The organism is Pseudoalteromonas aliena, assembly GCF_038155085.1.
Classification (GTDB): Bacteria; Pseudomonadota; Gammaproteobacteria; order Enterobacterales; family Alteromonadaceae; genus Pseudoalteromonas; species Pseudoalteromonas aliena_A.
The window spans coordinates 174,742-187,840 of sequence record NZ_JBAKAU010000006.1 but is presented as its reverse complement, the minus strand read 5'-3'; the positions used below and the strand labels follow the sequence as shown (position 1 = coordinate 187,840).

11 protein-coding genes are annotated in these 13,099 nt (G+C 38.4%); all 11 read right to left on the bottom strand.

Translation table 11 applies throughout. From position 1 onward, the window contains the following. Positions 1-17: 17 nt before the first annotated feature. Positions 18-2,978 (bottom strand): hypothetical protein, encoded by a 2,961-nt coding sequence (locus V6260_RS08435; protein ID WP_341593654.1) that lies wholly within the window; start codon positions 2,976-2,978, stop codon positions 18-20. Positions 2,979-3,011: 33 nt separating this feature from the next. Further along, positions 3,012-3,836 carry a fimbrial biogenesis chaperone gene (locus tag V6260_RS08430; RefSeq protein ID WP_341593653.1) on the bottom strand — a complete coding sequence of 275 codons (825 nt, stop codon included), beginning with the start codon at positions 3,834-3,836 and terminating at the stop codon, positions 3,012-3,014. 21 nt (positions 3,837-3,857) lie between these two features. After that, positions 3,858-4,307 carry a DUF4402 domain-containing protein gene (locus V6260_RS08425; protein WP_341593652.1) on the bottom strand — a complete coding sequence of 150 codons (450 nt, stop codon included), beginning with the start codon at positions 4,305-4,307 and terminating at the stop codon, positions 3,858-3,860. Positions 4,308-4,346: 39 nt separating this feature from the next. Continuing rightward, on the bottom strand, positions 4,347-4,937 hold the full coding sequence (locus V6260_RS08420; protein WP_341593651.1) for a hypothetical protein: 591 nt from the start codon (positions 4,935-4,937) through the stop codon (positions 4,347-4,349). A 136-nt stretch (positions 4,938-5,073) separates the two neighbouring features. Further along, positions 5,074-5,670, bottom strand: coding sequence for an SPOR domain-containing protein (locus tag V6260_RS08415; protein WP_341593650.1), 597 nt, complete (start codon positions 5,668-5,670; stop codon positions 5,074-5,076). An 852-nt stretch (positions 5,671-6,522) separates the two neighbouring features. Further along, the gene (gene galU / locus V6260_RS08410; protein ID WP_341593649.1) at positions 6,523-7,401 is read right to left on the bottom strand and encodes a UTP--glucose-1-phosphate uridylyltransferase GalU; all 879 of its coding nucleotides are present in this window, start codon (positions 7,399-7,401) and stop codon (positions 6,523-6,525) included. A gap of 20 nt (positions 7,402-7,421) precedes the next feature. After that, on the bottom strand, positions 7,422-8,273 hold the full coding sequence (locus V6260_RS08405) for a thymidylate synthase (RefSeq protein WP_341593648.1): 852 nt from the start codon (positions 8,271-8,273) through the stop codon (positions 7,422-7,424). Positions 8,274-8,283: 10 nt separating this feature from the next. Continuing rightward, positions 8,284-9,087 carry a prolipoprotein diacylglyceryl transferase gene (gene lgt / locus V6260_RS08400; protein WP_303538033.1) on the bottom strand — a complete coding sequence of 268 codons (804 nt, stop codon included), beginning with the start codon at positions 9,085-9,087 and terminating at the stop codon, positions 8,284-8,286. Positions 9,088-9,100: 13 nt separating this feature from the next. Then, complete coding sequence (locus tag V6260_RS08395) at positions 9,101-9,910, bottom strand: sulfite exporter TauE/SafE family protein (RefSeq protein ID WP_341593647.1); 810 nt, start codon at positions 9,908-9,910, stop codon at positions 9,101-9,103. A gap of 71 nt (positions 9,911-9,981) precedes the next feature. Continuing rightward, complete coding sequence (gene ptsP, locus V6260_RS08390; protein ID WP_211000820.1) at positions 9,982-12,246, bottom strand: phosphoenolpyruvate--protein phosphotransferase; 2,265 nt, start codon at positions 12,244-12,246, stop codon at positions 9,982-9,984. Positions 12,247-12,276: 30 nt separating this feature from the next. Then, positions 12,277-12,795: an RNA pyrophosphohydrolase gene (gene rppH, locus V6260_RS08385; RefSeq protein ID WP_002958704.1), complete on the bottom strand. Its 519-nt coding sequence runs from the start codon at positions 12,793-12,795 to the stop codon at positions 12,277-12,279. Between the last annotated feature and the right edge of the window lie 304 nt (positions 12,796-13,099).

Genomic DNA, 13,099 nt, shown 5'->3' with positions numbered 1-13,099 from the left:
GGTAAACCTTATTTTTATTAATGGCTTATGAGTTGCGCTTGAACTTTACAGCTCAAACCTTTAGCTTTTAGTTCTTTACATACTTGAGCGATTTCACCAGATACAGAGTCAGCATAAGCAACAGCTAATATATAGCGTTTTTGTTCTTCATCTTTAATATAAAAAGCACTACGCCTTGATTGCTCACTCAAATGAGACTTAATAAGTTGATAGTATGCTTTCATAATAGGCAATGATGAAAATCGTCCTGCGTCAGCAATGTATGCTGGTGTTTGGGTTTTCTCTTTGAGTTCAAAATCAACACCCATCACCACCTCACCCCGCGCTGGCAAGTTTATAGAAACTTGCTGAGTGTTTTTTAATGATTTTCGCTCTTTAAACTCATCATCAATCACTGCTTTGTACTGACCTGGGCGCAAATCGGTGAATAAGTAATAGCCATCATAAGCGGCTTGTGTTTGCGCTACTTGCTGGCCTTGTTTATCTAATAGTTTAACGGTGGCAAAAGGCTGTATTTCACTATCTCCTTGTCCGGTTCGTTTATATACGGTGCCTTCTATTTCACTGCTGTGGTTAAGCGGTATCTCCATATATTCAACAAAACCAGCGCGCGGTGTTATTGAAAAACCATCGTTGGCTGTTATTAAAAAAGGCTCACTAATACTATCAGAATCGATCACTATGTCGGTTGTTCTATTTGCTGGCATTCCTTTAAGTATTGCTAAACCATTTTCGTTGGTTACAGCTCGGCGATAGTTTTGAACTCCTTTTACCTTAACGCCGTCAATTCCCTTTTCTCCATCATCTTGAATATTGTTATTATTTGAATCAAGAAAGACTCTAACCATTAAAGTACCAGAGTTTGCGAGGCTTCTTTTGCTTAAAAAGTACTCGTCAGTGTTCGTATCAAAACCAATACTAAAGCGACTAAATAAACCTAGTCGCCAATTATCATCATCATCGTAGCTCATTGTGCTATTTAAGCTAAAACTATCGCTTTGCCAATTTAGACCCAACTCCATAGAAACTAAATCATTTATACGGGAGTTTCTCAGTGTGAATTCAGATTGTAAATTCTGAGATAAACTACGGCTTAATTCTGCTTGATAACCCAATATAGTTGAACCAGAGTCTGCACTGTAGTCAACACTAAAACGAGTGTATGTTTTACCAAATCGATGTTGAAGACGCATACTGCCAAGTGTTGTTGCATCATCTAAAGAATCAAATTTTCGCCAAATTAAGTTGTTACTAACAACGGTACCACCTAAATTATACGATAAGGTATTATCAACACTTAAATATGAGTCGCTAAATTCTCTGTTGTTATAACCGACAGTATTTTGATAGCTCAAGCTTCCAAACGATTTATCAAACAACTTTCCTGCCGTATATAGTTGATAACTTTCAACTTTCGCTGTCTGCGAATCACCAATTATCTTTTCATTGTTTTGAGACAGGCTTAACCGTACCGATTGACCAATTAACTCACCTCTAGCAGCTACTTCTAGCTTATCTTCATCGTTATTGTTTTTTTCATAATCTAGATTAAGTAATACTTTATCAAATATACTTAGGTTCGAACCAAAAGCATAATTGTTAACATTATCACCCGAATTACTATTTAATATTGATGTACCAGCATAAACCGATAAATAATCAGTTATTCCCGTTTCATAACGACCTGCTAGCTGCCAACCTTTGCTTTGTGTCGAATAAAGTGACTGATTGAATAACTGCTCACCTTGCTCAGTAATTGACAACTCATAAAACGATTCATCTGCTGACAAACTATTACCATCTATAAAGTATTGCTCTGTTTTTCGCTCTACTTGCCCTTGCGGACCATAAAAAATCAGCTCAAAATTATTAGCGCCAAATAATAAATCTATGTCTTCAAATAGGTAACGCCCATCAGCTAAGCTAAATTGTTGCGCTAGCAGTACATCATTACGATATAACTCAACATCCCAGCCTGGTTGAATAGCGCCCGTTAAATTAATTTGATTACTGTTAATCTGTTTAAAAAGTGGTTTGTTATCAACTTTTACTCCTCTGGCGTAACTACTATTAAATTGTTTACCGACTTGAGTTGCTAATACATCTCCAAATTGAACAGTTGTCGCATTTAAAGGACCTAATAGCCGTGCATCTTTACTTTGACGACTAAATGACAATCTTGAATCGGATAGTAAATCTTGTTTTCGCCCTGCAAAAAAATACTGAGTATTAAAATAGGCCAAGTCATTTGTTCCTAATACAGAGTACCCTATCGCTGAATCCGTATTACTCTTCGTTGCACTAAGCTGCACATCAGCAAGAGGAGATGAAATTGCACTGTATGGACTGGCCTTCCACGGTAATATTGCTTGACGAGACTCTCTATTAGTTACAGTTTCTCGCTGCTCTCTCTCGCGTTTTAACTCTATAGGCAATTTGGTGGGGGAGCTTACATATAGCTCAAGTGCTGAATATTCAATATCAATATCTAATGAAAACCACTGCGCTAACAAGTTACTATCAACAAACATATCGCCGTTATCAGCATAAGCTTGTTGGCTATTAAATGAATATCTAGCGCCGTTAATTTGTACTGTATTTGCATTTAAGTCTAGATAAAACTGATTATCTTCACGAATAAACCAGCCTTGAGCAATAAGGTCATCACTATTTATATCTATAGCAAAATCCAGGCTTTCTGAAAAACTTAATAAATCTATTAATACACCGGTTTTACTTTTCATCCCGAGCATTTCACCCAGGTAATTTTTTTTCACGAACGATGAAAAAAATAATAACTCCCCTTCGGGGATGCCCTCACCTTGCTGCACATTAAGCTCAGGCACTGTTCTTTCATTTACAGTTTGATCAGTGTTGTATTGCTGCCATTTTTTATCTATTTTTTTTATACTAGCAAGAATGGCCTGAGTGTCAGGCTCTGCTGCTAATAATGGATCAATTGATAAAAAAATGATCAACAACCACTTTAAACACTTAAGGTAATACATCGCCTATTTCAAATTACCGATAATTGCATTATTAATTGGCGCAAACTTTTCACTAAAAATAGTATCGCGATATTCTTTAAGCCCTGTATAAATTACGCGAATTTCGCCATCTTTCGGGATGTTTTGATCTGCAAAAATTGGTATCGTCGCCGTTGTTCTTTTTAGCTCAGGGTAAATACTAAAATCGTTTAACATAGCGATCTTTTTCTCTGTATACGCTCCTTTTTGCTTAAAGAAAACTTCTAACTTGCCAAAAGAACTAAAGCCCCCCTCTCGCTTAATTTCAATCTCAAGCGCTTTTTTTTCTGGGCTGTGTATAAGCTGTAAATTGCTAATATTAACATTAGGTTTTTCAGCGCCTTTTCGCAGAATAACAGGGATGGTGTAACTTAATAGTAATTTCAAATTAATACCAAGTCTTTGTTGCTGGGTTTGAGTTTCATTAGGGAGTGCTTTAAATGCTAGGTGAGAGCGGTATTCCTGTTCTATTAAACCTTTTGGTTTTCGAATAGCAAGCTTAACAAGCTGCCTTTCTCCTGGCGCTAATCTAACTTGCGATGGGCTAATCCTAACCATATTTTTAAGTGAAGATGAACTTTCTTGATCAGCAGCTAAATTAGCATACCCTCCACCAGCTTGTGCAACTTTGTCTTGCCATTCTAACCTATAAGTTTTTGCTTCATTAGAGTTATTAACAACAATGACTTTAGCAACACGCTGACGTTCATCAAAATTAACTCTTGTTGGGGAAATAAGTAAGTTTGCATAAGAATGGAAGCTAGTTAAGATAAAGCTTACTAAGATAAAAAAAGTTTTTATTATTGTCATTTTATCAACATCTCTAGTTGTCTAATAATTTAGCGTCACTTCAATTGTAGTATCAAAGATACCATCTTTATAAGTATTTCCGTCACCAGAAGTACTTAATTGCCCCCCTACTCTCAATAGAGCAGTTCCTGTGGTATCGGTTGTAATGGTCGCATTATAAATGAGTTGATTTAAAATCAGTGGCGCGCCACCAAAAATATTATTTAGGGGCTGATCACTTACAAAGTCACTCACGTTTACCTGGATACGTGCAGGGTATCCTTCAAGCAACAATTCAGCTGCATGGCCTTTTTCAAGTAAATATATCTTATTGGTTAAGGTATTTGTGTTACTGGGCAACAAGGTTATAGAGCTAACACTTTGATTATCACTGATAACAATTTTACCAAAATTCAATTGCTCAAGCGGTGTAACTTGTGCGTATAAATCCGTAGTTAAGAAAGCTGCTAGTATGAGTAAAATTAATTTCATAAAGTAGCCTGCTTTATACAATAAAGCAGGCTTTGCCCATTAGTAATTTAATTCTAATGTAAACGTGCCACTGTATGATCCATCGATATAATCACTAGTTGCAGCAACCCCTGTTGTGGTTAATGTTGCACCAAAATTAAAAGTTGCTTCGCCAGCTGAATCAACCTGAATGGTCGTTGTAGCTGCACTATTAGGCGTCGCACCAGTTAACACATAATACGTTGGAGTGCCCAAAGTAAATGCAGCAGTGCCCGCAGGTGCTGTATCAGGCGCAATCGCGGTTTCAGTCGGATCTGTAATGGTCAATGTACCAAAAGGGGACACACCTGAAATCGAGAATGAGGCTGGTGTACCTGCTACTAAAATTGCAATTTCAGCTGCGGTTGCATCTGAAGAAGCCGTTGTAGGAGCTGTAGCAGGGTTTGCGGCTAATACTAATGTAGCAGTCTCCGTCCCCGTTAAATCACCTGAAGCTCGAATTGTACCAAAATCTAGTGGTGCATCATTCGTAATGGTGAATGCGTTTTGAACTGTAACACCCGCTTGAAAAGAAGCAGTTTCCGCAGCTGCACCGAAAGAAAGAACAGTCATTGATACAGCCAACACTGCTTTAGTAAATATTTTGTTCATAGTTTTCCCTTAGACATAAAGTATAAACCTGTTAGTCAGGTTATGTTAAGTATCGGCCAATATCACTAAAAAGTTAGAAAATATTTACTTTATTTTTATTTATAATAACAGGATGCAAAAATAAGCGTAAAAAACCTTAAACATCCTCTGAAAATGCCGCTAAGGTACATTTTTTACCTATTTTATAAAAAAACAAACACAGCTGCGCTGCTTGCTGTTGATTTTTTAGCGGGCCTGCCACAACACTATAAAAAGTAGTTGATTCTTCTTGTTGCTCATTAATACGGTATTGCAAAATACCGTTCAATTGAGGGTATTGCTCTTTTAGTCGCTGTACTTGCCTTTTGGCTCCGTTAGAAACTAAATAACGTCCAATTTGCACACCGTATATAACTGTATTTACACTAGCAATATTATTAGATAACGTAGTTTTGGGGAAATATTGTGAAGATTTCTTAGAGCCATACCTAACATCTTTAACTTGTTCTTTCATCACATCCGGTACAGTGTCAATATCTGTTTGTGCGGAAAGTGCTTGAATCAATAGCGATAAGTCTTCTTCCATAGTACTTAAGCGCGCTATTTGCTCTTTGTTGTTATCCCATAGCTCTAGATAAGGTTTTATATCTTTTTCCCGCACAAGCTTGTCGCTTTGCACCGTTAATGGTGTTTGCTGGTTACTACAAGCAACTAACATACATAGCATTAATAATATTCCAAATTTAAGTTTCAATTTTAAACACCTATAAAAAACTACCTTTAATTCAGAAGCAATAACTAAGCCAAAAACTAAAATTGTAGTTTAATTGGTTTATCTGTGTAGTTACTTACCATGTAATCGAGCTTATACAGCTTGGATACGTGACAGCCTGCTTTTTATGACTGTAATTTTGCGTAACTTATTGCCGCGATTTAACATTACGCGTGTTCCGTGGTGAGCTTACAGACTTGCTGCTATAACCTTGATTAGACGGCGCAATAGCTTTGCTATTTATAATATCAATATGCTTTACGAGGTAAATTATTTCTTTTCTAACCTTAAAATTCGCTCTATGCTTTCGCGTGCTTGTTGCCACTGCATTGCAGCATCTTTTAGCTATGCAAGTTCAAAGGCTGTAATCGGTACGTAATCAGACGAGCTACTTTGAGGTTGCTCATCAATGGTTCTAATTTTTGGCGTAACACTATATGCGGTGCCAAATAAAAGCATTAGCGAACAGAGTAAAAGCCTAGTGTAATTTTTTCGTATATACACATGTATTAGTTGTCCTCAAAGCAGCATTTGTAGACTACATTCCCGTTAAACATTCTCACAAGAAAGTGTTTAACTTTATTTAACTGTGAACTATAAAACTTAGCTCTTAGTATGGCTATCTGTGTTTGGTAAAGCAGTATATTCATACCCAGCATTTTCCTTGAGAATATTATCCCTCAAAATAAACTAACATAAAATTTACAACATAAATAACAATATGTCTGTAATGAGCTAAAAAGTTTTTTAGAATGACTCCTTTTCTTATTTTGATCCTAATAAAACTCATAAAAAAAGCGCCGATATCGGCGCCTTTCATATTTTTGTTAACTGTTAAATCAGCTTTTTAATAAATGATTTTAATTCATCAGCAAATTCATCACGACGAAGTGAAAATTCAATAATCGCTTTTAAATAACCAATTTTACTTCCACAATCGTGGCTACGGCCTTTTATGGCGTATGCATCTACTTTTTCGTGTTCCATTAACATCGCAATTGCGTCAGTTAATTGAATTTCATTGCCTGCTCCTTGCGGAGTTTTTGCAAGTAAAGGCCAGATATTTTCGCTTAATACATAACGCCCTACAACAGCTAAGTTAGAAGGTGCTTGATCAACAGGCGGTTTTTCTACCATATCTGTAATGGGTGAGCTTTTACCTTGTTGTAAGTCAACATCGCCTAAATCAACTACACCAAATTTATCTACTTCATCCATTGGCACTGGCTCAACCATTATTTGGCTGTGTTTGGTTTGCTCAAAATGAGCAATCATTTCAGCTAGGTTGTCTTTTTTTAGGTCGCTTTCTACGTCATCAATAATTACATCTGGCAAGATTACAACAAACGGCTCGTTACCAATAATTGGCGCCGCACAGTTGATTGCGTGGCCTAAGCCTTTAGCTTCACCTTGGCGTACGTGAATAATAGTGACGTCTTTAGGGCAAATAGCCTGCACTTCGGCAAGTAATTGCCGCTTAACACGTTTTTCTAATGTGGCTTCTAATTCAAAGCTTGTATCAAAATGGTTTTCGATAGAATTTTTACTTGAGTGAGTAACAAGTACTATTTCTTTAATACCTGCTGCAACCGCTTCATTTACTACATATTGAATAAGTGGACGGTCTACTATTGGTAGCATTTCTTTAGGGATTGCTTTTGTGGCAGGTAACATACGAGTACCTAAGCCCGCTACTGGGATCACTGCTTTCATTTTAGTTTTCCTTAATCTTTTTATACTGAAAATGGATACTGAATCGGTTCGTGGCTTTGATAGCCCGTTACTTCAAAGTCATCACGCGTTACCCACGTTTCTATATCTTCTAACGTTTTTATTTTTGGGTTAATTGCTAGTTTAGGCGATTCGAACGGTTCACGCTTTAATTGCACGTCTCGCATTAGTTCTAGTTGGTTTTCGTAAATATGAGCGTTAGCAATTTTATGATACGCCTTACCTGCTTTATGGCCGGTAATTTGAGCTACCAATGCAAGTAAAACAAAACACTGAATTTGATTGAAATTCAAGCCCAGTGGCACATCACAGCTGCGCTGATACGATGTTAAATATAGCGTGTCACCAAGCAGGGAAAAAGTATGTGTGTGCATACATGGGCGCAAACAACCAAGCTCAAATTCGCCGGGGTTATAAAAAGTTACGATTTCCCCTCTATCATCAATACCATTTTTTAAGTTATTAATAACTTTAGCAAGCTGATCGAGCGTTGAACCATCCGGTCGCTGCCATCCGCGGCCTTGTACGCCGTAGACGCGGCCCATATCGTCTTTACCTTTACGGTTAGGGTTATTAAGCCATGCGCCGTTGTCGTTAGCATTTGCATCCCAAGTTTTACAACCAATATTACGAAACTGCTCTGCGCTATCGTAACCACGTAAATACCCTAATAACTCAGCAATCGCTGCTTTATAGTAGCTTTTACGCGTGGTGATCATAGGAAACTTATTATTCGCTACGTCGTACTCTAAATCAGCGTTTATAACCGTTAAACAACGCGTACCTGTACGCTTATTTTCTACCCACTGGCCTTCGTCAACAATACGCTGACATAATTCTAAATATTGTTTCATGCTGTTTTTATTATGCCTTAGCTGTTTTAACTTGTTGTGGTTGTTTGTATGCCCAAATTAATAAACCTAGACCGCCCACAATCATTGGAAGTGATAATATTTGACCCATCGAAATAAAGTCAGCAAACAGCCCTAGTTGCGCATCTGGTTGGCGGAAGTATTCAATGCAGAACCTAAATACGCCATAACCTAGTAAAAATACACCCGCTACACTACCCGCTGGACGCGGTTTTTTAATAAACCATTGCAGGATTAAAAAGAGTACTAGGCCTTCAAAAAATGCTTCATATAATTGTGATGGATGACGCGCAAGTGGCCCTCCTGTAGGAAATACCATAGCCCAAGGCACATCGGTCACTCGACCCCACAGCTCGCCATTAATAAAGTTACCTATTCTTCCAGCTAATAAACCAACAGGTACAAGCGGAGCAACAAAATCGCCTACTTGAAGCAATGATTTTTTACGTGTCCAAGAGAAAATGGCTACCGCTGTTATAACTCCTAGCGTGCCGCCATGGAAGGACATACCACCTTGATCTATTCTAAATAAATAAAGCGGGTTTTCTATAAAGTAACTAAACTGATAAAACAATACATAACCAATACGCCCACCAAGAATTACCCCTAGCATGCCATAAAACAGTAAGTCGCTTACCTGCTCTTTTGTCCAACCTGAATTAGGTTTTGCAGCTTGGCGATTAGCGAACCACATCGCAAACGCAAAACCAATTAAATACATTAACCCGTACCAACGTACGCTTAGCGGCCCAACAGAAAAAATTATTGGATCAATTTGAGGAAACTCAAGTGCCATAAAAAATAAACCTTTAGCTAAAAACCATTTTAAGTGCGATAACAACAAGCAATACCGCGAAAACTTTCTTTATTGTATTAACAGGTAAATAATGAGTTGCTTTAGCGCCTATAGGCGCAACAAACCATGATGTAATAACAATCCCAAATAACGCAGGTAAATAAACAAACCCTGCAAAACCATGTTCTAAATCGGTAACTTGCCAACCTGCACTAATATACCCAATAGAACCAAATAAGGCGATAACAATGCCGCAAGCAGCAGCGCAACCTATGGCTTTTTTTATATCTACCGAAAAATAATTAAGCATTGGAACAATAAGCGCCCCACCACCAATACCAATTAAACCAGATAAGCCCCCCATTAGAGCCGATATAGCTCCCAAAATAGGGCCTGCTGGTAAAGGCTGCTCCACAACTGATTTTTTGCGGGTCGACAACACCATTCTCGTTGCAATAAACACGACGCTGATAGCGAACACAGTTCGTAAAATTTGCTCCGGAATGAGACTTGCAGCAAAGCCACTAATTAATGCTCCTAACGCAACGCCTGACATAACCCAAGGAGCTATTTCCCACGGCACATTATCATTTTTATGATGAGCTAACGCTGAAGAGGTTGAAGTAAATAAAATAGAAGCAAGTGAGGTTGCTATAGCAATCACTAAAACGTGACTTGAAGATGTAACGTCAAACGATAACAGTAACGTACTAAGCACAGGGACAATAATTAAACCGCCGCCAATACCTAACAATCCAGCTAAAAAACCGACAACGCAGCCTAGTAGTGCGCAGCTTGCCACTAACAGCCCTAAGTCATACATAGTTATCTCAAATACCTATTAATGTGTGTATATTAAAGGATTATAAAGCCAATAGCATCTGCGGATTGATACTATTTGGGCGTGTAAAACAAATCGCCTAATCGATGCTCTATCATAAAGTTTCGTGTTAAGCGCAATACTTGCTTAGCGGTAGATTGAGTTAAACACTCACTAAGTAGCTGCTCCATGTCACTCACATTTAAGCGCCTGATCACCCACTTAACTTTATTAAGTGATGATAGGTTCATACTTAAGCGCCTGTATCCCATTGCAATAAGTAAAATCGCACCTTCGGGGTCGCCACCAAGTTCACCACATAAACTAAAAGGCAATTCATACTGCTCACACTCACAAGCCACTTTATTCAACACTCTTAGTACGCCTGGGTGATAAGGATTAAACAGCTCAGCAACACGTGCATTAGCTCTATCTACAGCTAATAGGTACTGCGTTAAATCATTACTACCGACTGAGCAAAAATCGACTTTTTTTGACCACTCAGGCAACATAAATACGCTCGAAGGCACCTCAAGCATTATACCAATATCGGGTCTTTCTATACTTTGCTCTGGATACTTTTCACTTAGCTCATAATACGCTTGCTCAAATAATGCTAAAGATTCATCTACTTCATCGGTGCCACTGATCATTGGCAGCATAATCTTTAAATTGCCTAAACCAATATTTGCTTTTAACATCGCTTTAAGCTGATCTAAAAACAGCTCTGGGTGATCAAGACTAATACGAATACCACGCCATCCTAAAAATGGGTTTTCTTCGGTAATATTAAAATAATCTAAAACTTTATCGCCACCAATATCCAGCGTACGCATAACCACGGGGTTTGGGTGGTAGCTAGTAAGCACTTCGCGGTACCAGTTTTCTTGCTCTAATTGCGAAGGAAACTGGCCTTTTTGCATAAACCAAGCCTCTGTTCTGTAAAGCCCTACGCCATCGCAGATATGTGAACTGCTTTGTTCTGTATTTAGCTCAAGCCCGGCATTTAACAGCAAGCTAATATGCTCACCATCAAGAGTTATTGATTCTGATGTTTGTTCAGCTAAAAAACGGTTATTCAATAAGCCATCTTGATACTGAAGCTCGGTGTACTCATCTATTAGCATTTGCGATGGGGAAATATATAAACGCCCAGAAAATGCATCCAGAATGAGCGGTTTACCCTCAAACTGTAATAGTGGTAAATCTTCAATACCCCAAATAGCAGGAATACCCATTGCACGCGTTAAAATAGACGCATGGCTATTAGCTGAGCCATTAACACTAACTACACCCGCTAAATGCCCTTTTGGCACTTCAGCAAGCATGGCCGGAGTTAATGTATTCGCAATTAAAATAGTATTTGGTGGGTAATCTTTTATAGCGTGCTCGGTGTTTACTAAATGATGTAGCACGCGTAAACCAATGTCTTTAACATCAACCGCACGCTCTTTTATGTATGGGTCCTGCATGGCATTAAATTGAGAGATTAAGCGCTCTATTACAATTTTTAATGCACTTTTCGCGCACCAACCTTCTTGTAACTGTACCTCAACATTATGGCCTAAGCTTTTTGCATCAAGTAATTGTTGGTAAACATCAAATACAGCCAACGCTTCATGCGGTATCGAGTCACTTAGCGTCATAGAAAGCGTATTAAATTCCTTTCGGGTCGCGGCTACGGCTTGCGTAAACAAGCGGCGCTGCTCTGTTACGTCACTGTCTTTTAAAAGCTCTATAGACTTAAAATCAAGCTTTGGCAGCACGACAAATGCTTGGCCAATTCCTATGCCCGGCGCACTCGATACCCCTTTTAAAACAGATGTCTGATGAGATGACTCGTCTTGTCGCAGTACTTCTTTTATTTCAGCATGCGCTAATTGTGATGCAAGTTGAGCAGAAAGCGTAATTAAAAACGATTCTTCATCTTGGCTAAAAACACGAGCCATTTTTTGCTGAACAACAATAACGCCTAATACTTTTTTTTGATGCACCACAGGCACTGACAAAAAAGCATTGTAGCCTTCTTCATTCACTTCGGGGGAGAGTTTAAATCGCGGGTGTGATTTAGCAAATGCTATATTAATTGGCTCTTCACGCTGGGCAACTAAGCCTACTAAGCCTTCGGTAAATCCAATTCTAAACTTACCCACCGCATCAGGATTTAACCCTTCGGTAGCCATAAGCACAAAATTGTCTTGGCTGTAATCTGCAAAATAAATGGAGCAGCACTGGGTTTTCATGGCATCTTTAACCATTTGCACAAAGCACACTAAAGCACTGTCTAAATTCGCTTGTTGCGATACAGACTCAGCAATAGATCTAAGTGTAGCCAGCATGTCCTGCTCCTTTATTCTATCGAGAAATTTCTACCTTTTACTTCGCCAATGATCTTTATGTTGTTCTCTTTTATTAAAAGGCATGGCGAAAGGAGCAAACTCCTTCATTACACGTCGATAAACATCCCGTTTAAACGATACTACCTGTCTTACAGGATACCAGTAACTTACCCAGCGCCAATCATCAAACTCTGGATGATGGGTTTTAAGCAAGTTTACATCTTCATCTTTACAACGCAGTTTTAATAAAAACCATTTTTGTTTTTGCCCAATACACACCGGACTAGAGTCGCGGCGAATTAATCGTTTGGGTAATTTATAGCGTAACCAATGTTTTGAACTTGCGACTATTTCTACATCTTCAGGTCGCAGCCCTACTTCCTCGTGTAACTCGCGGTACATGGTTTGTTCTGCTGTCTCGCCATCATCAACACCACCTTGGGGAAATTGCCAAGAATGCTGACCATAACGTCTAGCCCAAAAAACCTGCCCCTGATTATTGCAAATTACAATTCCGACATTGGCACGAAAACCTTCGGCATCAATCACCTTAGTGCCTCATTTGTAAGTCGATTTTTAATGATTGTTCCACATTAGCTGCAATACGGCAAACACTATTATAGCCAAGCTAATTTGTAAGCTAAGTTTACGCTTTTGCATACCCCATAAAATAATGAAGTGTGAATAAAAATCTTAAAAATAATCCACCAAAGCTATTGCGGTTATTGTTTTACTCTACTTACTCACAGTTTGTGCATAACTTTTATAAAACACGCTCGTTTTGCAAACAAATCCACAATATAAGATCTAAAAACTCGTGTTCTCCACAGATTCTGTGGATAAACATGTTTAT